Source organism: Enterobacter quasimori (assembly GCF_018597345.1).
GTDB classification, from domain to species: Bacteria; Pseudomonadota; Gammaproteobacteria; order Enterobacterales; family Enterobacteriaceae; genus Enterobacter; species Enterobacter mori.
On the sequence record NZ_JAHEVU010000001.1, the window covers coordinates 1,347,670 to 1,373,636 of the forward strand.

General features: G+C 53.5%; 27 protein-coding genes. 22 read left to right on the forward strand and 5 right to left on the reverse strand.

All coding sequences use genetic code 11. The features are described 5' to 3' along the window. Positions 1 to 15: 15 nt before the first annotated feature. The 5 genes from KK102_RS06495 to rihA all read left to right on the forward strand — a co-directional run bounded on the left by KK102_RS06495 (position 16) and on the right by rihA (position 4,278). On the forward strand, positions 16 to 921 hold the full coding sequence (locus KK102_RS06495; RefSeq protein ID WP_014831086.1) for an amino acid ABC transporter substrate-binding protein: 906 nt from the start codon (positions 16 to 18) through the stop codon (positions 919 to 921). 155 nt (positions 922 to 1,076) lie between these two features. Then, entirely contained in the window at positions 1,077 to 1,817 is a 741-nt protein-coding gene (gene gltJ, locus KK102_RS06500; protein ID WP_008501048.1) for a glutamate/aspartate ABC transporter permease GltJ, read from the forward strand. After that, the gene (gene gltK, locus KK102_RS06505) at positions 1,817 to 2,494 is read left to right on the forward strand and encodes a glutamate/aspartate ABC transporter permease GltK (protein WP_095429335.1); all 678 of its coding nucleotides are present in this window, start codon (positions 1,817 to 1,819) and stop codon (positions 2,492 to 2,494) included. Before gltJ ends, gltK begins: the two co-directional genes overlap by 1 nt. After that, positions 2,491 to 3,216 carry an amino acid ABC transporter ATP-binding protein gene (locus tag KK102_RS06510; protein WP_010428605.1) on the forward strand — a complete coding sequence of 242 codons (726 nt, stop codon included), beginning with the start codon at positions 2,491 to 2,493 and terminating at the stop codon, positions 3,214 to 3,216. Before gltK ends, KK102_RS06510 begins: the two co-directional genes overlap by 4 nt. Positions 3,217 to 3,336: 120 nt before the next feature. Further along, a complete protein-coding gene (gene rihA / locus KK102_RS06515) occupies positions 3,337 to 4,278 on the forward strand; it encodes a pyrimidine-specific ribonucleoside hydrolase RihA (RefSeq protein WP_216357218.1) in 942 nt (313 codons plus the stop codon). A 147-nt stretch (positions 4,279 to 4,425) separates the two neighbouring features. On the opposite strand, the gene KK102_RS06520 is transcribed toward rihA, so the two are convergent. Beyond that, positions 4,426 to 4,908, reverse strand: a complete 483-nt coding sequence (locus KK102_RS06520; protein WP_023617134.1) for a zinc ribbon-containing protein — start codon at positions 4,906 to 4,908, stop codon at positions 4,426 to 4,428. A gap of 215 nt (positions 4,909 to 5,123) precedes the next feature. On the opposite strand from KK102_RS06520, the gene leuS reads away from it, so the two are divergent. The 14 genes from leuS to lipA all read left to right on the forward strand — a co-directional run bounded on the left by leuS (position 5,124) and on the right by lipA (position 20,064). Further along, positions 5,124 to 7,706 carry a leucine--tRNA ligase gene (gene leuS / locus KK102_RS06525; RefSeq protein ID WP_216357219.1) on the forward strand — a complete coding sequence of 861 codons (2,583 nt, stop codon included), beginning with the start codon at positions 5,124 to 5,126 and terminating at the stop codon, positions 7,704 to 7,706. 14 nt (positions 7,707 to 7,720) lie between these two features. Next, entirely contained in the window at positions 7,721 to 8,290 is a 570-nt protein-coding gene (lptE, locus tag KK102_RS06530; RefSeq protein ID WP_126544163.1) for an LPS assembly lipoprotein LptE, read from the forward strand. Then, complete coding sequence (gene holA / locus KK102_RS06535; RefSeq protein WP_126544162.1) at positions 8,290 to 9,321, forward strand: DNA polymerase III subunit delta; 1,032 nt, start codon at positions 8,290 to 8,292, stop codon at positions 9,319 to 9,321. The genes lptE and holA overlap by 1 nt, the downstream gene beginning before the upstream one ends. Beyond that, positions 9,314 to 9,979: a nicotinate-nucleotide adenylyltransferase gene (nadD, locus tag KK102_RS06540; protein ID WP_148102926.1), complete on the forward strand. Its 666-nt coding sequence runs from the start codon at positions 9,314 to 9,316 to the stop codon at positions 9,977 to 9,979. Before holA ends, nadD begins: the two co-directional genes overlap by 8 nt. 268 nt (positions 9,980 to 10,247) lie before the next feature. After that, positions 10,248 to 10,565, forward strand: coding sequence for a ribosome silencing factor (gene rsfS / locus KK102_RS06545; RefSeq protein WP_003858696.1), 318 nt, complete (start codon positions 10,248 to 10,250; stop codon positions 10,563 to 10,565). 3 nt (positions 10,566 to 10,568) lie between these two features. Continuing rightward, positions 10,569 to 11,036 (forward strand): 23S rRNA (pseudouridine(1915)-N(3))-methyltransferase RlmH, encoded by a 468-nt coding sequence (rlmH, locus tag KK102_RS06550; protein WP_003858701.1) that lies wholly within the window; start codon positions 10,569 to 10,571, stop codon positions 11,034 to 11,036. 28 nt (positions 11,037 to 11,064) lie between these two features. Beyond that, entirely contained in the window at positions 11,065 to 12,966 is a 1,902-nt protein-coding gene (mrdA, locus tag KK102_RS06555) for a peptidoglycan DD-transpeptidase MrdA (RefSeq protein WP_089598886.1), read from the forward strand. 2 nt (positions 12,967 to 12,968) lie between these two features. Beyond that, complete coding sequence (gene mrdB / locus KK102_RS06560; protein WP_042715186.1) at positions 12,969 to 14,081, forward strand: peptidoglycan glycosyltransferase MrdB; 1,113 nt, start codon at positions 12,969 to 12,971, stop codon at positions 14,079 to 14,081. Between the two features lie 16 nt (positions 14,082 to 14,097). Then, complete coding sequence (gene rlpA, locus KK102_RS06565; protein WP_216357220.1) at positions 14,098 to 15,201, forward strand: endolytic peptidoglycan transglycosylase RlpA; 1,104 nt, start codon at positions 14,098 to 14,100, stop codon at positions 15,199 to 15,201. A gap of 139 nt (positions 15,202 to 15,340) precedes the next feature. Then, on the forward strand, positions 15,341 to 16,552 hold the full coding sequence (dacA, locus tag KK102_RS06570; RefSeq protein ID WP_126544159.1) for a D-alanyl-D-alanine carboxypeptidase DacA: 1,212 nt from the start codon (positions 15,341 to 15,343) through the stop codon (positions 16,550 to 16,552). Positions 16,553 to 16,658: 106 nt separating this feature from the next. Next, positions 16,659 to 16,922: a DUF493 family protein YbeD gene (gene ybeD, locus KK102_RS06575; RefSeq protein WP_006177135.1), complete on the forward strand. Its 264-nt coding sequence runs from the start codon at positions 16,659 to 16,661 to the stop codon at positions 16,920 to 16,922. A 92-nt stretch (positions 16,923 to 17,014) separates the two neighbouring features. After that, on the forward strand, positions 17,015 to 17,656 hold the full coding sequence (gene lipB / locus KK102_RS06580) for a lipoyl(octanoyl) transferase LipB (RefSeq protein ID WP_126544158.1): 642 nt from the start codon (positions 17,015 to 17,017) through the stop codon (positions 17,654 to 17,656). Positions 17,657 to 17,937: 281 nt separating this feature from the next. Beyond that, the gene (locus KK102_RS06585; RefSeq protein WP_126544157.1) at positions 17,938 to 18,891 is read left to right on the forward strand and encodes a YbeF family transcriptional regulator; all 954 of its coding nucleotides are present in this window, start codon (positions 17,938 to 17,940) and stop codon (positions 18,889 to 18,891) included. 207 nt (positions 18,892 to 19,098) lie between these two features. Then, positions 19,099 to 20,064, forward strand: a complete 966-nt coding sequence (gene lipA / locus KK102_RS06590; RefSeq protein ID WP_010428570.1) for a lipoyl synthase — start codon at positions 19,099 to 19,101, stop codon at positions 20,062 to 20,064. Positions 20,065 to 20,145: 81 nt separating this feature from the next. On the opposite strand, the gene tatE is transcribed toward lipA, so the two are convergent. Both tatE and KK102_RS06600 read right to left on the reverse strand, forming a co-directional pair. Continuing rightward, complete coding sequence (tatE, locus tag KK102_RS06595) at positions 20,146 to 20,349, reverse strand: twin-arginine translocase subunit TatE (protein WP_010428567.1); 204 nt, start codon at positions 20,347 to 20,349, stop codon at positions 20,146 to 20,148. Between the two features lie 126 nt (positions 20,350 to 20,475). After that, positions 20,476 to 21,264: a deaminated glutathione amidase gene (locus KK102_RS06600; RefSeq protein ID WP_126544156.1), complete on the reverse strand. Its 789-nt coding sequence runs from the start codon at positions 21,262 to 21,264 to the stop codon at positions 20,476 to 20,478. 67 nt (positions 21,265 to 21,331) lie between these two features. On the opposite strand from KK102_RS06600, the gene crcB reads away from it, so the two are divergent. After that, positions 21,332 to 21,715, forward strand: a complete 384-nt coding sequence (gene crcB, locus KK102_RS06605; protein ID WP_100165302.1) for a fluoride efflux transporter CrcB — start codon at positions 21,332 to 21,334, stop codon at positions 21,713 to 21,715. A 218-nt stretch (positions 21,716 to 21,933) separates the two neighbouring features. Here crcB and cspE read toward each other — a convergent pair whose 3' ends face one another. Both cspE and pagP read right to left on the reverse strand, forming a co-directional pair. Then, positions 21,934 to 22,143, reverse strand: coding sequence for a transcription antiterminator/RNA stability regulator CspE (cspE, locus tag KK102_RS06610; protein WP_002439184.1), 210 nt, complete (start codon positions 22,141 to 22,143; stop codon positions 21,934 to 21,936). Positions 22,144 to 22,333: 190 nt separating this feature from the next. After that, positions 22,334 to 22,906, reverse strand: coding sequence for a lipid IV(A) palmitoyltransferase PagP (gene pagP / locus KK102_RS06615; RefSeq protein WP_185805594.1), 573 nt, complete (start codon positions 22,904 to 22,906; stop codon positions 22,334 to 22,336). 720 nt (positions 22,907 to 23,626) lie between these two features. On the opposite strand from pagP, the gene dcuC reads away from it, so the two are divergent. Together dcuC and rna are read left to right on the forward strand one after the other, a co-directional pair. Continuing rightward, positions 23,627 to 24,994 carry an anaerobic C4-dicarboxylate transporter DcuC gene (gene dcuC / locus KK102_RS06620; protein ID WP_089598881.1) on the forward strand — a complete coding sequence of 456 codons (1,368 nt, stop codon included), beginning with the start codon at positions 23,627 to 23,629 and terminating at the stop codon, positions 24,992 to 24,994. Between the two features lie 94 nt (positions 24,995 to 25,088). Then, positions 25,089 to 25,898: a ribonuclease I gene (gene rna, locus KK102_RS06625; protein ID WP_216357221.1), complete on the forward strand. Its 810-nt coding sequence runs from the start codon at positions 25,089 to 25,091 to the stop codon at positions 25,896 to 25,898. Positions 25,899 to 25,967 lie beyond the last annotated feature (69 nt).

The following is a 25,967-nucleotide window of genomic DNA, read 5'->3' on the forward strand; positions in this document are numbered from 1 at the left end:
AGAAAGGAGTTGGGTATGCAATTACGTAAACTGGCCACAGCAATGCTGGTTATGGGAATGTCTGCTGGCGTCGTTCACGCTGAAGATGCGCCGGCAGCAGGCAGCACTCTCGACAAGATTGCCAAAAACGGCGTCATCGTGGTCGGCCACCGTGAATCTTCTGTCCCGTTCTCTTACTACGACAACACGCAAAAAGTCGTGGGCTATTCACAGGATTACTCCAACGCCATCGTTGAAGCCGTGAAGAAAAAGCTGAACAAACCTGACCTGCAGGTGAAGCTGATCCCCATCACTTCACAGAACCGTATTCCGCTGCTGCAAAACGGCACCTTTGACTTCGAGTGTGGCTCCACCACCAACAACCTCGAGCGTCAGAAGCAGGCAGCCTTCTCCGACACTATCTTTGTCGTGGGCACCCGTCTGCTGACCAAGAAAGGCGGCGCAATCAAAGATTTTGCTGACCTGAAAGGCAAAGCGGTCGTTGTCACCTCCGGTACGACTTCCGAAGTGCTGCTGCACAAGCTGAACGACGAGAAGAAAATGGATATGCGCATCATCAGCGCGAAAGACCATGGCGACTCCTTCCGTACCCTGGAAAGCGGTCGCGCCGTCGCGTTTATGATGGATGACGCCCTGCTGGCGGGCGAGCGTGCGAAAGCGAAGAAACCTGACAACTGGGATATCGTCGGCACCGCGCAGTCGAAAGAAGCCTACGGCTGTATGCTGCGTAAAGACGACCCGCAGTTCAAAAAGCTGATCGATGACACCATCGCTCAGGTGCAGACCTCCGGCGAAGCGGAAAAATGGTTCGACAAATGGTTCAAGAACCCGATTCCACCAAAAAACCTGAACATGAATTTTGAACTGTCTGACGACATGAAGGCGCTGTTCAAATCTCCAAATGACAAGGCTCTTAACTAATTAGAACAACAGGGGCGGGATCTCCTGCCCTCTCGATTGTCGGGAAGCATGGACAGACTATACGTTGAGTGGTCGTTCCCCACTCAGCGCGAAAAATGAGCTTCTCACCAATCTTCGAGGGTAGCGCTGCTACCCTTTTTTTTCTGGAGTTTATTATGTCAATCGACTGGAACTGGGGCATCTTTCTGCAACAAGCCCCGTTCGGCAACACCACCTATCTTGGCTGGCTGTGGAGCGGCTTTCAGGTCACCGTGGCATTATCGATAACGGCGTGGATCATCGCGTTTCTTGTCGGTTCTTTGTTCGGTATTCTGCGCACCGTCCCTAACCGTTTTCTTTCAACACTCGGCACCCTGTATGTGGAACTGTTCCGTAACGTTCCGCTGATCGTGCAGTTCTTTACCTGGTATCTGGTTATCCCGGAACTGCTGCCGGAAAATATTGGCATGTGGTTCAAGTCGGAACTGGATCCGAACGTGCAGTTCTTTGTCTCCTCCATGATGTGTCTGGGGCTGTTTACCGCTGCGCGCGTTTGCGAGCAGGTGCGTGCCGCCATTCAGTCATTACCCCGTGGACAAAAAAATGCGGGTCTGGCGATGGGATTAACCCTGCCACAAACCTACCGCTACGTGCTGCTGCCTAACGCCTACCGCGTTATTGTTCCACCGATGACCTCTGAGATGATGAACCTGGTGAAAAACTCTGCCATCGCCTCGACCATCGGCCTGGTCGATATGGCTGCGCAGGCGGGCAAGCTGCTGGATTACTCCGCTCACGCGTGGGAATCCTTCACCGCGATCACGCTCGCCTACGTTCTGATTAACGCTTTCATCATGCTGGTGATGAACCTGGTTGAACGCAAAATTCGCCTGCCGGGCAACATGGGGGGCAAATAATGTACGAATTTGACTGGAGTTCTGTCGTTCCATCCATGCCTTACCTGCTTGATGGACTGATGATTACCTTAAAAATCACCGTTATTGCCATCATCGTCGGTATCGTCTGGGGCACTCTGCTGGCCGTCATGCGTCTGTCGAGCTTTAAGCCGCTCGCCTGGTTCGCGACCGCCTACGTTAACGTGTTCCGCTCCATCCCGCTGGTAATGGTGCTGCTGTGGTTTTACCTGATTGTTCCCGGCTTCCTGCAGAACGTACTGGGACTGTCGCCGAAAACCGATATCCGTCTGATCTCGGCGATGGTGGCGTTCTCGATGTTTGAGGCCGCTTACTACTCGGAGATTATCCGTGCGGGCATTCAGAGTATCTCCCGCGGGCAATCCAGCGCCGCACTGGCGCTGGGGATGACGCACTGGCAGTCCATGCAGCTCATTATTCTGCCGCAGGCGTTTCGCGCCATGGTTCCGCTCCTGCTGACCCAGGGTATCGTGCTGTTCCAGGATACCTCTCTGGTCTACGTGCTGAGCCTGGCAGACTTCTTCCGTACCGCGTCAACCATCGGTGAGCGTGATGGTACGCAGGTTGAGATGGTGCTCTTTGCGGGTGCGGTCTATTTTGTGATTAGTTTAAGCGCGTCGCTGTTGGTCAGCTGGCTGAAGAAAAGGACGGTACAATGATTTCCCTGAAAAATGTTTCTAAATGGTATGGGCACTTTCAGGTGCTGACCGACTGCTCCACCGAAGTGAAAAAAGGCGACGTGGTAGTGGTGTGCGGACCGTCCGGTTCCGGTAAATCGACGCTGATCAAAACCGTCAACGGACTGGAGCCGGTCCAGCAGGGCGAGATCGTCGTCAACGGTACCAAAGTCAACGACAAGAAAACCAATCTTGCCCAGCTTCGCTCTCACGTTGGCATGGTGTTCCAGCATTTTGAGCTGTTCCCTCACCTCTCTATTATTGAGAACCTGACCCTGGCCCAGGTGAAAGTGCTCAAGCGTGATAAAAAAGCGTCGCGCGAGAAAGGCCTGAAGCTCCTGGAACGCGTTGGCCTCTCTGCGCATGCCGATAAGTTCCCGGCGCAGCTTTCCGGCGGCCAACAGCAGCGTGTGGCGATCGCCCGCGCGCTGTGCATGGATCCGGTGGCGATGCTGTTTGATGAGCCAACGTCGGCGCTCGATCCGGAGATGATCAACGAAGTGCTGGACGTGATGGTCGAACTGGCGCACGAAGGGATGACCATGATGGTGGTGACCCACGAAATGGGGTTCGCCCGTAAGGTGGCCAACCGCGTGATCTTTATGGACGAAGGGAAAATTGTCGAAGATTCCCCGAAAGAAGAGTTCTTCGCCAACCCGAAATCCGACCGCGCGAAAGACTTCCTCGCCAAAATCCTGCACTAATCTTCCCGGTGCGCAATCTGCGGATTGCGCACTGCTTCACGCTTTAGATCTCTTTATCTATTCGGCGTCACATTGCAGCGTTAACCTTGTCACAAAATAACGCTACGTATGGAGAACGCTATGGCACAACCCATCATTTTCGATTGCGATCCGGGTCATGATGACGCGATTGCGCTCGTTCTGGCACTTGCCTCCCCTGAACTCGACGTCAAAGCCGTCACCTCTTCCGCCGGAAACCAGACGCCGGATAAAACCCTGCGTAACGTTTTGCGCATGCTAACGCTGCTCAAGCGCACCGATATTCCCGTCGCCGGTGGCGCCCTTAAGCCCCTGATGCGTGAATTAATTATCGCGGATAACGTGCATGGTGAAAGCGGGCTGGACGGTCCGGCACTTCCTGAGCCGGGCTTCACGCCGCAAAACTGTACCGCCGTGGAGCTGATGGCGAAGGTGCTGCGCGAGAGCGCGGAACCCGTGACGCTGGTGGCTACCGGGCCGCAAACCAACGTTGCGCTGCTGCTGAACAGCCATCCTGAACTGCACGGTAAAATAGCCCGTATCGTCATCATGGGCGGGGCAATGGGGCTGGGTAACTGGACGCCGTCCGCAGAATTCAACATTTTTGTCGACCCGGAAGCGGCGGAGATCGTCTTCCAGTCCGGCTTACCGATTGTAATGGCGGGGCTGGACGTGACCCATCGCGCGCAGATTATGGCGGACGACATTGAGCGCTTCCGCTCCGTTGGTAATCCGGTCGCGACAACCGTGGCCGAGCTGCTCGACTTCTTTATGGAGTATCACAAAGCCGAGAAGTGGGGATTCCACGGCGCGCCGCTGCACGACCCGTGCACCATTGCCTGGCTATTAAAGCCGGAGATGTTTACCACGGTTGACCGCTGGGTTGGCGTGGAGACGCAGGGAAAATACACCCAGGGAATGACGGTGGTGGATTATTACTCGCTGACGGGGAATACGCCGAATACTACCGTGATGGTGGACATCGACCGGGAGGCGTTTGTGGATTTGCTGGCGGAGAGGCTGGCTTATTATAGTGCGGCCTGATGCCCTCACCCCGGCCCTCTCCCACAGGGAGAGGGAGCACACACTAAAAACGGCAACAGGGTTGCCGTTTTGCTTTTACCTTGTGCGGCCTGATGCCCTTACCCCAACCCTCTCCCACGGGGAGAGGGAGCAAACCTGCGCTTTTATCTATGGCTCAAACGGCCGACGCTGGAACTGATCGTGGCCGCATTTCGGACACAGCGACAGAACCTCCGGCGTATACACTGCAATATGGTGGTGGCAATTCTCGCACACCAGATTTCCGAGCCCGACCACCTCACCGCTGTGGTACACACCGTGATGATTCAAATCCTGGAAGACCTCGCGCCACTCCAGCTGCGTTTTATCCGTGATATCGGCCAATTCCTGCCACAGGCTCTCTTTGATCACCCGCATGAAAACGCTGTCCGTGACCTCCTCCTGGCTCTCCTGGTAGCTGCGCGCGAACTCTTCCAGATCGCGACGTACGGCGCGCGTCACCTCTTCCACTTCGGTTCGCGTTAACTCACCCGTTTGCGACACGCGGGCACGCGCCTGCTCCACCAGCGCATCGATATCGCGCTCGCCGTTACGCAGTCGTTCCGTCAGTGTCGCCACCAGTTCGCGGTAAAATTGAGCAACCTTGTTCATCATTTTGCCTCCCGGGTAAGTAACTATTTCTAATAATAGACCTTATTTCATCGCCGCTTTGTCAGGTGAAGCACAGACCCGGTAAATTCCTGCAAAGCGCATTTGTGCGAAAGGCTGTTTTGACGCGGGCGTTTGGGCTATGCTATGCGGATCTGAATTACCACATCCATTGGCTACATTTAGTAGCTGTATTGAAAACAGGACCACTGGCTGCCATGCAAGAGCAATACCACCCGGAAGAGATAGAATCAAAAGTCCAGCAACACTGGGACGAGAAGCGCACCTTTGAAGTAACCGAAGACGAGAGCAAAGAGAAGTATTACTGCCTGTCGATGCTTCCCTATCCTTCTGGTCGACTACACATGGGCCACGTGCGTAACTACACCATCGGTGATGTGATTGCACGCTACCAGCGCATGCTGGGCAAAAACGTTCTGCAGCCAATCGGCTGGGATGCATTCGGTCTGCCTGCTGAAGGCGCGGCGGTCAAAAACAACACCGCACCGGCGCCGTGGACGTACGACAACATCGCGTACATGAAAAACCAGCTCAAAATGCTGGGCTTTGGCTATGACTGGAGCCGCGAGCTGGCAACCTGCACCCCGGAATATTACCGCTGGGAGCAGAAATTCTTCACCGAGCTGTACAAAAAAGGCCTGGTGTACAAGAAGACCTCTGCCGTTAACTGGTGCCCGAATGACCAGACCGTTCTGGCGAACGAACAGGTTATTGACGGCTGCTGCTGGCGCTGTGACACCAAAGTAGAGCGTAAAGAGATCCCACAGTGGTTTATCAAAATCACCGCTTACGCCGACGAACTGCTGAACGATCTGGATAAACTGGACCACTGGCCAGATACCGTTAAGACCATGCAGCGCAACTGGATCGGCCGTTCTGAAGGCGTGGAAATCACCTTCAACGTTGAGAACTACGACCAGACTCTGACCGTCTACACCACCCGTCCGGATACCTTCATGGGCGCGACCTACCTGGCCGTGGCCGCAGGTCACCCGCTGGCGCAGAAAGCGGCAGAAAACAATCCGGAACTGGCTACCTTCATCGACGAGTGCCGCAACACCAAAGTGGCCGAAGCCGATATGGCAACGATGGAGAAAAAAGGCGTTGATACCGGCTTTAAAGCCATTCACCCGCTGACGGGTGAAGCGATCCCTGTCTGGGCAGCCAACTTCGTACTGATGGAATACGGCACGGGCGCCGTGATGGCCGTTCCGGGCCACGACCAGCGCGACTACGAATTTGCCACCAAATATGGCCTGACCATCAAGCCTGTTATCCTGGCGGCTGACGGTTCTGAACCCGACCTGTCCGAACAGGCGCTGACCGAAAAAGGCACCCTGTTCAACTCCGGCGAATTCAGCGGCCTGAGCTTTGAAGACGGCTTCAACGCCATTGCCGACAAGCTGGCTTCGCTGGGCGTGGGCGAGCGTAAAGTGAACTTCCGTCTGCGCGACTGGGGCGTTTCACGTCAGCGCTACTGGGGCGCGCCAATTCCAATGGTGACGCTGGAAGACGGCACCGTGATGCCAACGCCAGAAGATCAGCTCCCGGTGATCCTGCCGGAAGACGTCGTCATGGACGGCATCACCAGCCCGATCAAAGCCGATCCTGAGTGGGCAAAAACCACCGTCAACGGTCAGCCCGCGCTGCGCGAAACCGATACCTTTGACACCTTTATGGAGTCATCCTGGTACTATGCGCGCTACACCTGCCCGCAGTATCAGGAAGGTATGCTGGATTCCAAAGCGGCAAACTACTGGCTGCCGGTAGATATCTACATCGGTGGTATCGAACACGCCATCATGCACCTGCTCTACTTCCGCTTCTTCCACAAGCTGATGCGCGATGCAGGCATGGTCAACTCTGACGAACCCGCAAAACAGCTGCTGTGTCAGGGCATGGTACTGGCAGATGCCTTCTATTACGTGGGCGCGAACGGCGAACGTAACTGGGTGTCTCCAGTTGATGCGATCGTTGAGCGCGACGAAAAAGGCCGTATCGTGAAGGCGAAAGACGCTGAAGGTCATGAACTGGTTTACACCGGCATGAGCAAGATGTCCAAGTCTAAAAACAACGGTATCGACCCGCAGGTCATGGTTGAACGTTATGGCGCTGACACCGTGCGTCTGTTCATGATGTTTGCCTCTCCGGCTGACATGACCCTCGAATGGCAGGAATCCGGCGTTGAAGGCGCTAACCGCTTCCTGAAACGCGTCTGGAAACTGGTTTACGAGCACACCTCACAGGGCGATGCGCCAGCACTGAACGCTGCGGCACTGACTGAAGATCAGCAGGCGCTGCGTCGCGATGTTCATAAAACAATTGCGAAAGTAACCGATGATATTGGTCGTCGTCAGACCTTCAATACCGCAATTGCGGCTATTATGGAACTGATGAACAAGCTGGCGAAAGCCCCGCAGGATGGCGAGCAGGATCGTGCCATCATGCGTGAAGCGCTGCTGGCCGTTGTTCGCATGTTGAACCCGTTCACGCCGCACGCCAGCTTCACCCTGTGGCAGGAGCTGAAAGGCGAAGGCGATATCGACAACGCGCCGTGGCCAGTGGCAGACGAATCAGCGATGGTGGAAAACACTACCCTGGTTGTGGTGCAGGTCAACGGCAAAGTGCGTGGTAAAATCACCGTGGCTGTTGATGCAACCGAAGAGCAGGTTCGCGAACGCGCAGGTCAGGAACCGCTGGTTGCGAAATATCTTGAGGGCGTTACCGTACGTAAAGTGATCTACGTACCTGGTAAACTGCTTAATCTGGTCGTTGGCTAAGCGCGGGAGGAAACGTGCGACAACTGGCAACAATACTCTTATCCCTGGCGGTGCTTGTCACCGCAGGTTGCGGGTGGCATCTGCGCAATACCACGGCAGTGCCGCCTCAGATGAAAACGTTGATCTTCGACTCACCGGATCCGAATGGCCCACTCAGCCGGGCTGTTCGTAACCAGCTCCGTTTGAACGACGTTGAGTTGATCGAGAAAGGTACTCTGCGCCAGGATGTTCCATCATTCCGCATCCTGACCTCGACGTTGTCTAAAGATACCGCGTCCATCTTCCAGGATGGCCGTACTGCGGAATATCAGATGGTGCTGAACGTGAAAGCGGCCGTATTGATCCCGGGTAAAGATATTTATCCAATCAGTACCAAAGTCTACCGTTCGTTCTTCGATAACCCGCAAACGGCGCTGGCAAAAGATGCCGAGCAGCAGATTATCATCAATGAAATGTATGATAAGGCAGCGGAACAGCTGATCCGTAAACTGCCGAGCATTGCTGCGTCGACGAAACAAGGCTCTGACATTATCGACACACCGGACGCTAACGCGCCGACCATGTCAACGTCGATGGGTAACTGATGATCAGGTTGTATCCTGAACAACTCCGCGCGCAGCTCAATGAAGGGCTGCGCGCGGCGTATCTGCTGCTCGGAAACGATCCGTTATTACTTCAGGAAAGTCTGGATGCCGTTCGTCACGCTGCGGTCGCTCAGGGCTTTGATGAACACCACACCGTCCAGTTGGACAACAACACCGACTGGAACGCCGTCTTTTCACTTTGCCAGGCAATGAGCCTGTTTGCATCGCGCCAGACAATCCAGATCCTGCTGCCGGAAAATGGCCCTAATGCGGCCATGAATGAACAACTCGCCACCCTGGTCAGCCTGTTACACAGCGATCTGCTGCTGATTGTGCGCGGTAACAAGCTTACCAGGGCGCAGGAAAACGCAGCGTGGTTTACTCAACTTGCGACCAACGCCGTACAGGTCACATGCCAGACACCTGAACAGACGCATCTGCCAAAATGGGTTGCCGCGCGAGCAAAACAGCACAATCTTCAGCTCGATGAGGCGGCGAACCAGCTGCTTTGCTACTGCTATGAAGGAAACCTGCTGGCGCTGGCGCAGGCTCTGGACAGGCTTTCTCTGCTTTGGCCTGACGGCAAACTGACGTTACCGCGTGTTGAGCAGGCGGTAAACGATGCAGCCCACTTTACGCCGTTTCACTGGGTTGACGCGCTGCTGTCAGCAAAGAGCAAGCGCGCTCTGCACATTTTACAACAGCTGCGTCTTGAAGGCAGTGAACCTGTCATTTTGCTGCGCACGCTCCAGCGAGAGCTGTTGTTACTGAATACGCTCAAGCGTCAGTCTGCCCATACGCCATTGCGTTCACTGTTTGATAAACACCGTGTATGGCAAAACCGCAGGGCGATGACCACCGAGGCCATCAACCGTCTAAGTCATGAACAGCTGCGCCAGGCCGTTCAGCTACTGATGCGCGCCGAGCTCACGTTAAAACAAGATTACGGTCAGTCGGTCTGGTCGGAGCTGGAAAGCCTTTCTCTGCTGCTCTGCCACAAGGCGCTGGCAGACGTATTTATCGATGGATAGCATGCATTCTCTACAAGCGCTGTACGGCGGAACCTTTGACCCGGTGCATTACGGGCATCTTAAGCCGGTAGAAATTCTGGCGAACCTGATTGGCCTGCAGCGCGTTATCATTATGCCCAATAACGTTCCGCCGCACCGTCCTCAGCCAGAGGCCACCAGCGAGCAGCGAAAAGAGATGCTCGCACTGGCGATTGCGGATAAACCCCTTTTCCGTCTTGACGAACGGGAGTTACGTCGCAACACCCCGTCCTGGACGTCTCAGACGCTCCAGGAGTGGCGAGCTGAACAAGGGCCGGAGAAACCGCTGGCCTTTATTATCGGTCAGGATTCCCTGCTCAACTTTCCTACCTGGCATCAGTATGAAACCATACTGGAGAACAGCCACCTTCTCGTGTGCCGTCGCCCCGGGTATCCGCTGACCATGCGCGAACAACAGTACCAGCAATGGCTTGAGGCTCACCTCACCGACAACGTTGAAGATCTGCATAACCAGCCTGCCGGGAAGATTTATCTGGCAGAAACGCCGTGGTTTGATATTTCTGCGACGCTCATTCGCGAGCGTCTGCAGCAGGGTTTAGCCTGCGACGATATGCTGCCTTCGTCAGTTCTGGCGTATATCAATCAGCACGGGTTGTATCAGAAAAGCGCAGACGCATAGCCTGAGGCAAGAAAAAACGGCTGATTGATTATCCTGCCTTGACAGGGTAAGCCATACTGTTATCCTCCGCTGCCAGACTTTCCCGCCGATCATTGCTTTACAGAAATTGTTTTACAAAAATGGCGATGCAATCTCCGGCGGAGGGTGGGATGATACCCGCCTTCAAAAGCCCGGTCGGCGACATTTATCCCGACACTGGCGTCGGTTCAGGTATACTGTCTGGCCACGAATTTATAGTTACACAATCTCATTCACCCAGGGGGAAAACTTGCAGGGTAAAGCACTCCAGGATTTTGTTATCGACAAAATTGATGACCTGAAAGGTCAGGACATCATCGCTATCGACGTTAAAGGTAAATCCAGCATCACCGACTGCATGATTATCTGCACCGGTACATCTACTCGCCATGTGGTTTCGATTGCCGATCACGTCGTTCAGGAATCACGTGCTGCAGGGCTGTTACCGCTTGGCGTTGAAGGTGAAGCGACCGCCGACTGGGTGGTTGTTGACCTCGGCGATGTGATTGTCCACGTCATGCAGGAAGAGAGTCGTCGCCTGTATGAGCTGGAAAAACTCTGGGGTTAATGCGTGAAGTTGCAGCTGGTCGCTGTCGGCACCAAAATGCCGGACTGGGTACAAACCGGTTTTACTGAGTATCTGCGTCGTTTTCCAAAAGATATGCCGTTCGAACTGGTGGAAATTCCTGCCGGTAAGCGCGGCAAGAACGCGGATATCAAACGTATTCTCGATAAAGAGGGCGAGCTGATGCTGGCTGCCGCAGGCAAAAACCGCATCGTTACCCTTGATATTCCAGGTAAACCCTGGGATACGCCGCAGCTGGCGCACGAACTGGAGCGCTGGAAGCAGGATGGTCGTGATGTCAGTCTGTTGATTGGCGGACCTGAAGGGTTATCCCCCGCCTGCAAAGCGGCCGCAGAACAAAGTTGGTCTCTCTCCGCGCTGACGCTCCCCCACCCGCTTGTCAGGGTGCTGGTGGCAGAAAGCCTGTACCGCGCGTGGAGCATTACTACCAACCACCCCTACCACCGCGAGTAATGACTGACCAGGGTAGATTAAGCAGCGGATGAAACTACAGAATTCTTTTCGCGACTATACGGCTGAGTCCGCGCTGTTTGTGCGCCGGGCGCTGGTCGCCTTTACGGGGATTTTGCTGCTGACCGGCGTGCTGATCGCCAACCTCTATAATCTGCAAATTGTCCGCTTTACCGACTACCAGACGCGTTCAAACGAGAACCGCATCAAGCTGGTGCCGATCGCGCCAAGCCGCGGCATTATCTACGACCGTAACGGCACGCCGCTGGCCTTAAACCGCACCATCTATCAAATCGAGATGATGCCGGAAAAGGTCGACAACGTGCAGGATACGCTGAACGCGCTGAGAAGCGTGGTCGATCTCAACGATGATGATATCGCCGCCTTTAAAAAAGAGCGTTCCCGCTCTCACCGCTTCACGTCTATTCCGGTTAAAACCAACCTGACAGAAGTGCAGGTGGCCCGTTTTGCCGTGAACCAGTATCGATTCCCCGGCGTGGAAGTGAAAGGCTATAAGCGCCGCTTCTATCCTTACGGCTCTGCGCTGACGCACGTGATTGGCTACGTTTCCAAGATTAACGATAAAGACGTTGACCGCCTTGATAAAGACGGCAAGCTGGCCAACTACGCCGCAACGCATGATATCGGTAAGCTGGGGATTGAGCGTTATTATGAAGATGTGCTGCACGGCGAAACCGGTTATGAAGAGGTTGAAGTTAACAACCGCGGCCGCGTAATCCGCCAGCTGAAAGAGGTGCCGCCGCAGGCGGGTCATGATGTGTATCTGACACTCGACCTTAAGCTACAGCAGTATATCGAAACCCTGCTGGCAGGCAGCCGCGCCGCCGTTATCGTCACCGACCCGCGCACCGGTGGAATTCTGGCCATGGTCTCCATGCCGAGCTACGACCCTAACCTCTTTGTGGACGGTATCTCCAGCAAAGATTATTCCGGCCTGCTTAACGATCCGAACACTCCGCTGGTGAACCGTGCGACACAGGGTGTTTACCCGCCGGCATCAACGGTAAAACCTTACGTTGCTGTTTCGGCACTGAGCGCGGGCGTGATCAACCGCAATACCAGCCTGTTTGACCCCGGCTGGTGGCAGCTGCCAGGCTCTGAAAAACGTTACCGCGACTGGAAGAAATGGGGTCACGGTCATCTGAACGTGACCAAATCACTTGAAGAGTCGGCGGATACCTTCTTCTATCAGGTCGCCTATGACATGGGCATTGATCGTCTGTCGACGTGGATGAGTAAGTTCGGCTACGGACACTACACCGGCATCGATCTTGCGGAAGAACGCTCAGGCAATATGCCAACCCGCGAATGGAAGCTGAAGCGCTTTAAAAAGCCGTGGTATCAGGGCGATACCATTCCGGTCGGGATCGGCCAGGGTTACTGGACAGCCACCCCGCTGCAGATGAATAAAGCGATGATGATCCTCATCAACGACGGCGTGGTGAAGGTTCCGCATCTGCTGCAAAGTACGGTTGAGAATGGCAAGAAAGTCCCGTGGATCCAGCCGCATGAGGCACCGGTGGGCGACATCCATTCCGGCTTCTGGGAAATTGCCAAAGACGGTATGTACGGCGTAGCAAACCGTCCGAACGGGACGGCGCATAAGTACTTCGCTGGCGCACCCTACAAAGTGGCCGCTAAATCGGGCACCGCGCAGGTCTTCGGTCTGAAGGCAAACGAAACCTATAACGCGCACAAAATTGCTGAACGTCTGCGTGACCACAAGCTCATGACGGCATTTGCCCCTTATGATAACCCGCAGGTTGCAGTGGCGATGATTCTCGAAAACGGCGGTGCAGGTCCGGCTGTGGGTACCATCATGCGTCAAATTCTCGACCATATTATGCTGGGTGATAACAACACCGAACTGCCGGCAGAAAACCCGGCAGCCGCTGCGGCGGAGGACCAATAATCATGACGGATAATCCGAATAAAAAATCGCTGTGGGACAAGATCCACATTGACCCTGCCATGCTATTGATTCTGCTGGCTTTGCTGGTATACAGCGCCCTGGTTATCTGGAGTGCCAGCGGTCAGGACATCGGAATGATGGAGCGCAAAATCGGTCAAATCGCGATGGGCCTTGTCATCATGGTGGTGATGGCGCAGATCCCACCGCGCGTGTACGAAGGCTGGGCACCTTACCTCTATATTTTCTGTATCATCCTGCTTGTTGCGGTTGATGCTTTTGGTGCGATATCCAAGGGCGCACAGCGCTGGCTGGATCTGGGGATCGTCCGCTTCCAGCCGTCGGAAATCGCTAAAATTGCCGTCCCGCTGATGGTCGCGCGCTTTATTAACCGCGACGTCTGCCCTCCTTCGCTAAAAAATACCGCGATCGCGCTGGTGCTGATTTTCCTGCCGACCTTGCTGGTTGCAGCGCAGCCTGACCTCGGCACCTCGATCCTTATCGCCCTGTCCGGCCTGTTTGTCCTGTTCCTGTCAGGCCTGAGCTGGCGTCTGATCGGTATCGCGGTGGTGCTGGTCGCCGCCTTTATCCCCATTCTCTGGTTCTTCCTGATGCATGATTACCAGCGCCAGCGCGTGATGATGCTCCTCGATCCGGAAACCGATCCGCTGGGTGCGGGCTATCATATTATTCAGTCGAAAATTGCGATTGGCTCCGGTGGCCTGCGCGGGAAAGGCTGGCTGCACGGTACACAGTCGCAGCTGGAGTTCTTACCGGAACGCCACACCGACTTTATCTTTGCCGTGCTGGCGGAAGAGTTAGGGCTGGTTGGCATCCTAATTCTGCTGGCGCTCTACGTGCTGCTGATCATGCGAGGTCTGTGGATTGCCGCACGAGCGCAAACCACTTTTGGTCGCGTGATGGCAGGCGGATTGATGCTGATTTTATTCGTTTATGTCTTCGTAAATATTGGTATGGTGAGTGGTATTCTGCCGGTTGTAGGCGTACCGCTGCCGCTGGTGAGTTACGGAGGCTCGGCACTGATCGTGTTGATGGCCGGGTTTGGTATCGTCATGTCGATCCATACCCACAGAAAAATGTTGTCCAAAAGCGTATAAAAATAAGGGGATCGCAATGCGTAAGCAGTGGCTGGGGATCTGCATCGCAGCAAGTTTACTTGCAGCCTGCACAAGTGATGATGGTCAGCAACAGGCAACCGTCGCGCCGCCGCAGCCTGCGGTCTGTAACGGCCCGATTGTTGAAATTAGCGGTGCCGATCCGATCTATGAACCGCTGAACGCAACGGCGAATCAGGATTATCAGCGCGACGGCAAAAGCTTCAAAATTGTTCAGGATCCTTCCCGTTTCAGCCAGGCTGGCTTTGCGGCCATTTATGATGCCGAGCCGGGTAGTAACCTGACCGCATCGGGCGAAACCTTCGATCCGATGCAAATCACGGCGGCGCATCCTACGCTGCCGATCCCAAGCTATGCGCGCGTCACCAACCTGGCGAACGGCCGTATGATCGTCGTGCGTATCAACGACCGTGGCCCGTACGGGAATGACCGCGTCATCTCGCTGTCCCGCGCTGCGGCTGACCGTCTGAACACCTCGAACAACACCAAAGTGCGTATCGATCCGATCATCGTCGCGCAGGATGGCACCCTTTCAGGTCCAGGCACCGCCTGTACGACTGTCGCGAAACAAACCTATGCCCTGCCTGCTCGTCCAGACCTGAGTGGCGGAATGGGGGGCGCGTCTACCCCTGCAGAGCCTGCTCAACCACAGGGCGAAGTCCGCGCCATCAGTAACGATACGTTACACAGCGATGACAGTACCGGTGCCCCGGTGAAAAGCAGCGGTTTTCTTGGAGCGCCGACAACCTTATCGGCAGGCGTTCTTGAAGGCAGTGAACCCACTCCCGCTCCGGTTGTGGCTGCACCGGTGACTCAGCCTGCTCCCGTGACCGCACCAGCGACCACGCCAGCTGCGGCTGCGCCCGTGGCCGCGAGCGGTAGTTACGTGGTTCAGGTCGGCGCCGTCAGCGATCAAGCGCGTGCGCAGCAGTACCAACAGCGCCTGAGCCAGCAGTTCAGCGTGCCGGGTCGCGTTGAGCAGAACGGTGCGGTATGGCGTATTCAGATGGGGCCGTTTGCCAGCAAATCACAGGCGGCTTCCCTGCAACAGCGTTTGCAAAGCGAAGCGCAGCTCCAGTCGTTTATCACTGTTGCGAAGTAATGAATCGGCGGTATCCGAAATGTCAATTTGTGTAAAACACATTCACAATCTCATGATGAAAGTCGGATGCCTGCCTGTATAGCATTTGCTATAGTAAGGCACTTTTTTTAATTCCATCACGGATGTCGTAGTTCTGACCATGAAGACCACTTTTTCTGCTCGTTTTGTGCAGCGCATGGCGCTGACCGCGGCCCTTTGCGCAGCTGCTCTTTCTGCAGCTCACGCGGATGACCTGAACATCAAGACCATGATCCCTGGCGTTCCGCAAATCGACGCGGAATCCTACATCCTGATCGATTACAACTCTGGCAAAGTTCTGGCAGAACAGAATGCCGATGCCCGTCGCGATCCGGCCAGCCTGACCAAAATGATGACCAGCTACGTTATCGGCCAGGCCATGAAGGCAGGTAAATTCAAAGAAACCGACCTGGTCACCATCGGTAACGATGCGTGGGCAACCGGGAACCCGGTCTTTAAGGGTTCTTCTCTGATGTTCCTGAAACCGGGTATGCAGGTTCCTGTTTCCCAGCTGATCCGCGGTATCAACCTGCAATCGGGTAACGATGCCTGCGTCGCGATGGCTGATTTCGCCGCCGGTAGCCAGGATGCCTTCGTCGGGCTAATGAACAGCTACGTGAACGCGCTGGGTCTGAAAAACAGCCATTTCCAGACCGTACACGGCCTGGACGCAGACGGTCAGTACAGCTCCGCACGTGACATGGCGCTGATTGGTCAGGCACTGATCCGCGATGTACCTAATGAGTACTCTATCTATAAAGAGAAAGAGTTCACCTTCAACGGTATCCGTCAGACCAACCGTAACGGCCTGCTGTGGGATAACAGCCTGAACGTTGACGGCATCAAAACCGGTCACACCGACAAAGCGGGCTACAACCTTGTCGCCTCCGCGACTGAAGGCCAGATGCGTCTGATCTCTGCCGTGATGGGCGGCCGCACCTTCAAAGGCCGTGAAACAGAAAGTAAAAAACTGCTGACCTGGGGCTTCCGTTTCTTCGAAACCGTCAATCCGCTGAAAGCGGGTAAAGAGTTCGCCTCAGAGCCAGTCTGGTTCGGTGATAATGACCGTGCTTCCCTGGGCGTGGATAAAGATCTTTATCTGACCATTCCTCGTGGCCGCATGAAAGATCTGAAAGCGAGCTACGTGCTCAACACCACCGAACTGCACGCCCCGCTGCAGAAGAACCAGGTGGTGGGTACCATCAACTTCCAGTTGGACGGCAAAACCATCGATCAGCGTCCGCTCGTGGTGCTGGATGAAATTCCTGAAGGCAATTTCTTCGGCAAAATCATTGATTACATTAAATTGATGTTCCACCACTGGTTTGGCTAAAAATTGAACACTTGAAAGTGTGATTTTGATCCCCATATACTAAGTATCCTGATAACTCCCACCCGACGTGGGAGTTATTATTTTTTGACGTTACGCCGGAGCTGACATGAAAACCAAACTTAACGAACTGCTTGAATTCCCTACCTCATTTACTTACAAAGTAATGGGTCTGGCGAAGCCTGAGCTGGTTGATCAGGTGGTTGAAGTGGTACAGCGCCATGCGCCGGGTGACTACTCTCCGTCAGTAAAACCAAGCAGCAAGGGCAACTACCACTCGGTTTCTATTACCATCACTGCGACACACATTGAGCAGGTTGAGACGCTGTACGAAGAGCTCGGCAATATCGAAATCGTTCGTATGGTGCTGTAGTCCCTTTGCGGTTACCCTGTTTGCCGGGTAACCGCTATCCCTGCTGTGATATACTTTCCGCAACCTTTTCTCCCCTCTTCGGAGACGTCGTTTTGTACCAGGATAACATTCTTGTCCGCCATCTCGGGCTTCAACCTTACGAGCCTGTCTCCCAGGCTATGCATGACTTCACCGATTCACGCGATGAAACTACACCCGATGAAATCTGGCTGGTTGAACACCTTCCTGTGTTTACCCAGGGGCAGGCTGGAAAAGCCGAACATCTGTTGATGACGGGCGATATCCCGGTGATCCAGAGCGATCGTGGTGGGCAGGTAACCTATCATGGGCCGGGTCAGCAGGTGATGTACGTGTTGCTCAATCTGAAGCGCAGAAAATTGGGTGTCCGTGAACTTGTCACCCTGTTGGAACAAACGGTCGTAAATACCCTTGCAGAATACGGCATTGATGCCCATCCGCGTGCGGATGCGCCGGGTGTCTATGTAGGAGAGATGAAGATCTGCTCGTTGGGTCTGCGCATTCGTAAAGGCTGTTCCTTCCATGGGCTGGCGCTCAATATCAATATGGATCTCACCCCCTTCCTGCGCATCAATCCGTGCGGCTACGCGGGTATGGAGATGACGCAGATGTGCCAGTGGGTAGCTACCGCAACCCCGGATATTATTCGTCCTGTACTTTTGAAGAACTTTTTAGCACTGCTTAACAATCCTCCTCACGAATATATCACTGCTTAATATATGCCTGCTAGTGGCTCGATTATTTGACGGGCCACGGCTATTTCCCGCATTTACGCTTTACAACAATCAGCAGATTCTATATTTTCGAAGCGCCCGCATATTAGCGATACATATTATTCATCAATTTGATAGTGCCGCCTGCGGAACTCATATTACTTGCGTGACAATCACCCAACTGTCTGTTTTCGTTAAACAAGTGAAACACTTTACGAATCTCTGCAAGCATAATAAATAAATTCAACTATCATTCATATTGTGAATGTATACGGAGTGAAAGCGTGGAGTCTACTCATTTACCAGCCAAACGCCTGAATGAACCCGGCGGTGAAGATAAGCCACAAATTTTTCGGACTTTACGTAATATTGATCTCAACTTGTTGACTATTTTTGAGGCAGTTTATGTCCATAAGGGTATCGTTAACGCTGCGAAAATTCTTAATCTGACCCCCTCAGCAATTAGCCAGTCAATTCAAAAGCTGCGCGCTATTTTCCCGGATCCGTTATTTATACGTAAGGGTCAGGGCGTAACCCCTACGGCTTATGCCACACATCTGCATGAATACATCAGCCAGGGACTGGAATCGATTCTCGGCGCGCTGGACCTCACGGGCAGCTACGATAAACACAGAACCATCACTATTGGCACCTCCCCATCATTGGGCGTGCTGGTGATGCCTGCTATCTACAAGACAATAAAGCAGCATGCGCCGCAGCTGTTGATCCGCAACGTCACCGTGAATGATCCTGAAACCCAGCTGGCGCAGTTCCAGACCGACCTGATCATTGACAGCAATCATTTCAGTGCAAGGGCTTTAGGCCAGCATGTCCTGTACGCCGACAGCCTGATCCTGGTATGCCGTCAGCATCATCCCGCGTTCAATGCGCCATTGACGCTAGAAAACCTGCGTGCCTACGAGCATTCCTCTTTTATGGCAGAAGGCCAGGGATCCAACCCGCTACGGCAGCGCATTGATGAACTCTTCCCGGAGCGCCAGGTGAGCTTCAGCAGTTACAATATGTTTACCGTTGCATCCCTGATTGGCAGTAGCGACATGCTGTGCGTAATGCCTCTGCGCCTCTTTAACCTGCTGCGCAAATGCTGGCCGCTGGAGAGCATTCCGCTCGATCAGTTGAATGACGAAACGCTTGAAATTTCGCTGCATTACAACAAGCTAAGCCTGCGCGATCCGGTACTTGAAAACGTCATCAACGTTATCCGCCAGGCCTTCTGAACCCGCCTGGCAGCACAAGCCCCTGCTGCATGCGGGGCAAAACGCACAAAACAACAACTATTTTACAAATTGGCGACCTGGCAGGCTGCTTTACCGACCGTTTCAATGATATACTGCCTGTCGTTCGTTCAAAAATAGTTGATAAATACAACATTCCCTTGAATTGAAACGCTTTCCTTCGATATTCGCAACTGGAACACGCACGCTATGAGTAAACCCATTGTGATGGAACGCGGTGTTAAATACCGCGATGCCGATAAAATGGCCCTTATCCCGGTTAAAAACGTGGCTACAGAGCGCGAAGCGCTGTTAAGAAAACCGGAGTGGATGAAAATCAAACTGCCGGCGGACTCTTCGCGTATCCAGGGGATCAAAGCGGCGATGCGCAAAAATGGCCTTCACTCCGTATGTGAAGAAGCCTCCTGCCCTAACCTTGCTGAATGTTTCAATCACGGTACCGCGACATTTATGATTTTGGGTGCTATCTGCACCCGCCGCTGCCCGTTCTGCGACGTTGCTCATGGCCGCCCGGTTGCGCCAGATGTGAACGAGCCGCAGAAACTGGCGCAAACCATCGCCGACATGGCGTTGCGTTATGTCGTTATCACCTCGGTTGACCGTGATGACCTGCGTGATGGTGGTGCACAGCATTTTGCAGACTGCATCACTGCCATCCGGGAGAAAAGCCCAAGCATCAAGATTGAGACGCTGGTTCCCGATTTCCGTGGACGTATGGACCGCGCGCTGGATATCCTGACCGCCACTCCACCGGACGTATTCAACCACAACCTGGAAAACGTGCCGCGCATTTATCGTCAGGTGCGTCCAGGCGCAGACTACAACTGGTCTCTGAAACTGCTGGAGCGTTTTAAAGAAGCGCATCCGCATATTCCGACCAAGTCCGGTCTGATGGTAGGTCTCGGTGAAACCAATGCAGAAATCATCGAAGTGATGCGCGATCTGCGCCGCCACGGTGTCACTATGCTGACGCTGGGGCAGTATTTGCAGCCAAGCCGTCACCATCTGCCGGTACAGCGCTATGTTAGCCCTGATGAGTTCGATGAGATGAAAGCCGAAGCCATGGCGATGGGCTTTACCCATGCTGCCTGTGGCCCGTTTGTTCGCTCGTCCTACCACGCCGATATGCAGGCGAAAGGCGAAGAAGTAAAATAAACCTGTAATATCTTTTTACAGAAACACAAAAAAACCGGCCTCGTGAGCCGGTTTTTTTATGCAAGCCTTGCAGGATTGCCATTACTCTTTGTGCGAAAGCTTCTCTGCAGGAACACTATCTTCGGCGCTTTTCTTCGCGGCCGCGTCATCGTCATTCATCGCTTTCTTAAAGCCTTTAATGGCAGCACCCAGGTCTCCACCCAACGTGCGTAACTTCTTGGTACCAAACAGCAGGACGACCAGTGCGGCAACCACCAGCAGTTTGGTAATACTAATCTCACCCATAGATACCTTCTTTACATAAAACAGGCTGCATTAAGCGCCAAAAACCCATTCGTATTAACGGACATTTGACGCGCGCACACAATAGCAATCTGTAACAAGGTGAATCAAGCATTGTTGAAAAAAACATCACAATAATTGCGGTGGCGCAAACCGTCGATTGCGAAGAACGGGTAACTGCCGACGTGCAAGCGCTATTCGCTCTGATATTATCTCCGTCAGCAAAAGCGCTGGCGCTTCGGCTGCTGAGGCGATGGTCACGCCCAACGGATCGATAACCCTGCTCTGTCCAATATTCTTATTCCCGCACTCTCCTGAGGCGACGACGTAGCAGGTGGTATCAAGCGCCCTTGCGGCCAGCAGCGTCGCCCAGTGATGCTCTTTTAATGGCCCTTTGACCCAGGCAGCTGGCAACACCAGTATGTCGGCTCCCTGTAAAGCCAGATTCAGTGCCATTTCAGGAAAGCGCAGGTCATAGCAGGTCATCAATCCCACGTTAAATCCATCGACATCCAGCAGCGGTGAAACGCTGTCGCCGGGATCGACGAGTCGCGACTCCTGAATGTTGAACGCATCATAGAGATGCAGCTTAGCATAGCGCGCAACGATCTCTCCGCCACGAATAGCCACAAGCGTATTCACAGCCCGACCCGGTGCAGAAGGAACATGTACCGTTAAAATGGTCGTCATGAGATTGCCAGCGCTCTCTGCCAGCAGCTGCTGTAAAAACGCCCCGTCCAGCGACTGCGCCGACTTAACCGACATATCAGGATCGTTATCATCCCGTGCCAGTAGCGCTTCGGGAAGCACCAGCAAGGATGCCCCCTTCTGTCGCGCCTGGGCCATCAGGGAGACGCATGTTCCCGCATTCTCATTCCAGTCCGGCGTTACCGCAAACTGCCCTACCGCAACATACATATTTGTCCCCCGGTCAAAAACAGCGTTACACTCGACGTACTTACACATCCAATAGCAGGTATTAACAGTGTTACAACTACTTATAGCCGTTTTTATTGGTGGAGGCACGGGTAGCGTTGCGCGGTGGTTTTTGAGTATGCGGTTTAACCCTCTTCATCAGGCCATTCCCATGGGAACCCTGGCAGCAAACCTGATTGGAGCCTTTATTATCGGTATGGGACTCGCCTGGTTTAACCGCATGACACATATCGACCCGGTGTGGAAAGTATTGATTACCACCGGCTTCTGCGGTGGTTTAACGACGTTCTCCACCTTCTCTGCTGAAGTGGTGTTCCTGTTTCAGGAAGGGCGCATCGGCTGGGCATTAACGAACATCGCCATCAATATGCTCGGTTCATTTGCGATGACCGGGATCGCATTTTGGCTCTTTTCTTCCGCCAGCGCGCATTAATCGCCCGACGTTAATGTTGGCTTAATTTTTCTCTGCCACTCTGACCGTAATACGAAACGAGGGTGACAGTATGAAAGAACAGTTGATGAGCGCAGGAATGGTTTTGCTGAGCGTGGCAATCGTCGCCAGCTTCCTGAAAATGTATCTGATTGGTTGATTCAGAACGAAAAAAACCCGCTCAAAGAGCGGGTTTTGAAATTCTTGCTGACGCGTCTGAATTACAGAGCGATTACGTTAGCAGCAGAAGGGCCTTTGGCACCGTTAGTGATTTCAAACTCAACACGCTGACCTTCAGCCAGGGTTTTGAAACCATTAGACTGGATTGCAGAGAAGTGTACGAACACATCTTTGCTGCCATCTTCAGGAGTAATGAAACCGAATCCTTTGGACTCATTAAACCACTTAACGTTACCTTTAATCTTAGACATCAAAATTACCTTTGCATTAAAAAACGACACAAATGCTGTGTCGGGTATCAGTACATCAATTGTGGAACCGTTTGTCCAGCGGATCTTTGATAAAAAGTGACAAAAGTCGCGTTAATTTTCGTTGACGGATTTTTATCCTATACGATTCAATAACAGTACACTTTTTCGCCATCTTATGGCGTTTTATCAGTTAAAACTGAAAACGCATCCAGGCAAAGTAAACGTTTCCGTTGTTATAGGTTCCCGGGATGTAGGTCATCTGGAACGTCGCGGGGCCATAGCCAATGGATGCCAACGGCAGCAGGACCGGGACCGGAATGTAGTTCCAGTTATCACGCGCCGTAAAGCCTGCCGTGTAGCCCAGACCAAGACGGAAGTTGTCATCCGCTAATGGACGCCACGTTTTCTCCCAGCCATAACCGCCAATCGGCTCCCACTTGTTGTAGGAGTCCTTAAACGCCATCAGGTACAGTCCGTGCCAGTTTCCTTTGTCGTCCCAACGGGACTGGCCAAAACCCGCCCCCCAGGGACGTTCGTTGTAGCGGTCCGTTTTTTCTTTGTCATAGGCAAAACGCGCATGCCACGTTATCGCCGGAATATAGAGATCGTAATGTTCTGGCTCCTTCCAGGTTTGCGCGACGTTATCCGTAAACGTTGAGAACCAACCTTTATCCGTCGCGTTATCCTCTGCCCTGGCGACAGAAGAGAACGTTAACTGCCAAAAAATAAACAATAAAATCAGGGGGAATTTATTACGTACCATCACAATGCAATTACCATTCTTAGTATTCGAGGCAAAGTTTACCATAGAATAGTTGAATGAATCCTTAACAACATCAGCGTTATTCCTAATTAATGACCCTAAATCCGAGAATATTCTTAGAAAGAGAGTGAGAAGATACACTTCAGCCCCGCCGGGCACTGCCGCCGCCCTCAGCACTCGTCAGTAAGCCCGCTAGCCGTTCTCACTTTTATACGTATTCGTAGCACATCTACTTCATCGCCGATATATTGACCCACTAAATCTGAATGCTTATAACGCTATAGTGAAGACAGTTAATTCGGACAATAGAATATAACCTTCAATACAACTCATAACGTGTTTTTAATTTTATATAGCATGTAAAAGATATTTATCCGTTGCACCCAAATAATAATATCCGGTGAAGAAAAAAAGGATTTTGAGCCACTCGCAGCAAGTTGCTTATGGCATAAAGGCTGCCAGCTGCACAGAAGAGACAGGCTTCAGCGCCCCGCACGTTCCCGACCTGCCGTGCCCTAAATGACATATAATGGTGTATCCGGCGGTCAATACCCATATGACATAAATGCCGGAGTGATGGCAAAAATAGCGTCAATGCCTTCTTTAGTAGTCTTTTTATTGATTTTAATCAGCAAGGACTGCGCAATAGTTCGGCACATTCTCATCCTTCTTTTTTATTGATTATTTGTGCTCTCGGGTAGCAAGGAGACAGGGGAAATCATGCTTACGTTTATCGAACTCCTTATCGGAGTCGTCGTCATTGTCGGTGTAGCCCGCTACATCATTAAAGGGTACTCGGCCACAGGCGTGTTATTTGTCGGCGGCTTAACCCTGCTGATTGTTAGCGCGCTAATGGGTCATCAGGTGTTACCTGCCAGCGCAGCCAGCACCGGCTACACGGCCACCGACATTGTTGAATATATAAAAATTCTGCTCATGAGCCGCGGTGGTGACCTGGGCATGATGATTATGATGCTGTGCGGTTTTGCCGCCTATATGACTCATATCGGCGCAAACGATATGGTGGTCAAACTGGCGTCGAAACCACTGCAGTACATCAACTCCCCCTATTTGCTCATGGTCGCGGCCTATTTCCTCGCCTGCCTGATGTCCCTTGCGGTGTCCTCAGCAACCGGCCTTGGCGTACTGTTAATGGCAACGCTGTTCCCGGTTATGGTCAACGTCGGTATCAGCCGTGGCGCGGCCGCGGCAATTTGTGCCTCTCCGGCAGCCATTATTCTCTCCCCAACCTCCGGCGACGTTGTGCTGGCGGCAAAGGCGGCGGAGATGTCACTCATCGATTTCGCCTTTAAGACCACGCTGCCCATCTCCATTGTTGCCATCGTGGGTATGGGCATCGCCCACTTCTTCTGGCAGCGCTATCTCGATAAGAAAGAGAACATCAGCCATGAAATGCTGGACGTGAGTGAAATCACCACCACTGCGCCCGCGTTTTACGCCATTCTGCCGTTCACTCCGATTATCGGGGTACTGATTTTTGACGGCAAATGGGGTCCACAACTGCACATCATCACCATTCTGGTGATCTGTATGCTGCTGGCTGCCTTGCTGGAATTTGTGCGCGGCTTCAACACTCAGAAGGTGTTCTCAGGACTGGAAGTGGCCTATCGCGGGATGGCGGATGCGTTTGCTGGCGTCGTGATGCTGCTGGTTGCCGCGGGCGTGTTTGCCCAGGGTCTCAGCACCATCGGCTTTATTCAGAGCCTGATCTCCATCGCCACCTCGTTCGGCTCTGCCAGCATTATCCTGATGCTGGTCCTGGTGATCCTCACCATGCTGGCGGCAATGACCACGGGTTCCGGTAACGCACCGTTTTACGCCTTCGTTGAGATGATCCCGAAACTGGCTCACTCCTCTGGCATTAACCCGGCTTACCTTTCTATACCGATGCTTCAGGCCTCAAACCTGGGCCGTACCATCTCTCCGGTATCGGGTGTAGTGGTTGCCGTCGCCGGTATGGCAAAAATCTCGCCGTTTGAGGTAGTGAAACGGACGTCAGTACCCGTGCTGGTTGGCCTGATCATCGTGATCATCGCCACTGAAGTGCTGGTTCCCGGCGCCGCCTAAGCCAAATTCCTGATAACCAAAAAGCGCCTGCGGGCGCTTTTTGTGCTTTAATAATTTCCAGAAATTAATTGCACACCATCGATCAGGAAATCAAATGTTCAGGAAGGATGTCGCTTTCCCGTCTGGCGCGCTGGCGCTTGCACTTTGCGTACTCTCCGCGCACGCAGAACCGCTCAAGGCCACACAATACGGTGATTTCGATCGCTACGTTCTGGCGCTTTCCTGGCAAACCGGATTCTGTCAAAGCATGGTCGAACGCAATCGCAATGAACCCGATGAATGTCGCCTGCAAAAAGAGAGCGCCAACAAGACCGATTTCCTCACCGTACACGGCCTGTGGCCTGGGCTGCCTAAGTCCATTGCGTCACGCGGGGTAGATGAACGCCGCTGGATGCGCTTTGGCTGCGCCACCCGCCCCGTCCCGAACATGCCTGAAGCCAAAGCCAGCCGCAAATGTTCCGCTGCGGAAACCGGGCTGTCGTTAACCGGTGCGGCAAAACTGAACAGCGTGATGCCCGCCGCCGGCGGAACATCATGCCTGGAACGTTACGAATACGCTAAACACGGGGTCTGTTTCGGCTTTGATCCGGATGCCTATTTCGGCACCATGGTGCGTCTGAATCAGGAGGTCAAACACAGCGCGGTGGGCCAATTCCTGGCAGATAACTACGGTAAAACCGTAAGTCGTCGCGACTTTGATAGTGCCGTGGCCAAAAACTGGGGCAAGGAGAACGTTAAGGCGTTCAAGCTCACCTGTAATGGCAACCCGGCTTACCTCACGGAAATGCAGATTTCCCTTACAGCCGACACCATCAATAACCCGCTCTCTGCCGCCTCCTTCGCACCGCAGCCGCATCCGGGTAACTGCGGCAAAAAGTTTGTGATCGACAGCGTCGGTTACTGATCGCGCTCCGGGCATCCTCATGCCCGGTCTTTCATTCATTTCCGTTATAAGACGCCAGCCGTCACACTT

What these genes read in the sequence shown, in the direction of transcription:
- KK102_RS06600 (WP_126544156.1), bottom strand. Translation starts at nt 21,264, where the DNA reads ATGTATGTTGCGGTAGGGCAGTTTGCGGTAACGCCGGACTGGAATGAG.
- mrdB (WP_042715186.1), top strand. Translation starts at nt 12,969, where the DNA reads ATGACGGATAATCCGAATAAAAAATCGCTGTGGGACAAGATCCACATT.
- nadD (WP_148102926.1), top strand. Translation starts at nt 9,314, where the DNA reads ATGGATAGCATGCATTCTCTACAAGCGCTGTACGGCGGAACCTTTGAC.
- lipA (WP_010428570.1), top strand. Translation starts at nt 19,099, where the DNA reads ATGAGTAAACCCATTGTGATGGAACGCGGTGTTAAATACCGCGATGCC.
- rna (WP_216357221.1), top strand. Translation starts at nt 25,089, where the DNA reads ATGTTCAGGAAGGATGTCGCTTTCCCGTCTGGCGCGCTGGCGCTTGCA.
- rlpA (WP_216357220.1), top strand. Translation starts at nt 14,098, where the DNA reads ATGCGTAAGCAGTGGCTGGGGATCTGCATCGCAGCAAGTTTACTTGCA.
- dcuC (WP_089598881.1), top strand. Translation starts at nt 23,627, where the DNA reads ATGCTTACGTTTATCGAACTCCTTATCGGAGTCGTCGTCATTGTCGGT.
- mrdA (WP_089598886.1), top strand. Translation starts at nt 11,065, where the DNA reads ATGAAACTACAGAATTCTTTTCGCGACTATACGGCTGAGTCCGCGCTG.
- leuS (WP_216357219.1), top strand. Translation starts at nt 5,124, where the DNA reads ATGCAAGAGCAATACCACCCGGAAGAGATAGAATCAAAAGTCCAGCAA.
- holA (WP_126544162.1), top strand. Translation starts at nt 8,290, where the DNA reads ATGATCAGGTTGTATCCTGAACAACTCCGCGCGCAGCTCAATGAAGGG.
- rihA (WP_216357218.1), top strand. Translation starts at nt 3,337, where the DNA reads ATGGCACAACCCATCATTTTCGATTGCGATCCGGGTCATGATGACGCG.
- cspE (WP_002439184.1), bottom strand. Translation starts at nt 22,143, where the DNA reads ATGTCTAAGATTAAAGGTAACGTTAAGTGGTTTAATGAGTCCAAAGGA.
- dacA (WP_126544159.1), top strand. Translation starts at nt 15,341, where the DNA reads ATGAAGACCACTTTTTCTGCTCGTTTTGTGCAGCGCATGGCGCTGACC.
- tatE (WP_010428567.1), bottom strand. Translation starts at nt 20,349, where the DNA reads ATGGGTGAGATTAGTATTACCAAACTGCTGGTGGTTGCCGCACTGGTC.
- ybeD (WP_006177135.1), top strand. Translation starts at nt 16,659, where the DNA reads ATGAAAACCAAACTTAACGAACTGCTTGAATTCCCTACCTCATTTACT.
- pagP (WP_185805594.1), bottom strand. Translation starts at nt 22,906, where the DNA reads ATGGTACGTAATAAATTCCCCCTGATTTTATTGTTTATTTTTTGGCAG.
- KK102_RS06510 (WP_010428605.1), top strand. Translation starts at nt 2,491, where the DNA reads ATGATTTCCCTGAAAAATGTTTCTAAATGGTATGGGCACTTTCAGGTG.
- gltJ (WP_008501048.1), top strand. Translation starts at nt 1,077, where the DNA reads ATGTCAATCGACTGGAACTGGGGCATCTTTCTGCAACAAGCCCCGTTC.
- KK102_RS06520 (WP_023617134.1), bottom strand. Translation starts at nt 4,908, where the DNA reads ATGAACAAGGTTGCTCAATTTTACCGCGAACTGGTGGCGACACTGACG.
- gltK (WP_095429335.1), top strand. Translation starts at nt 1,817, where the DNA reads ATGTACGAATTTGACTGGAGTTCTGTCGTTCCATCCATGCCTTACCTG.
- KK102_RS06495 (WP_014831086.1), top strand. Translation starts at nt 16, where the DNA reads ATGCAATTACGTAAACTGGCCACAGCAATGCTGGTTATGGGAATGTCT.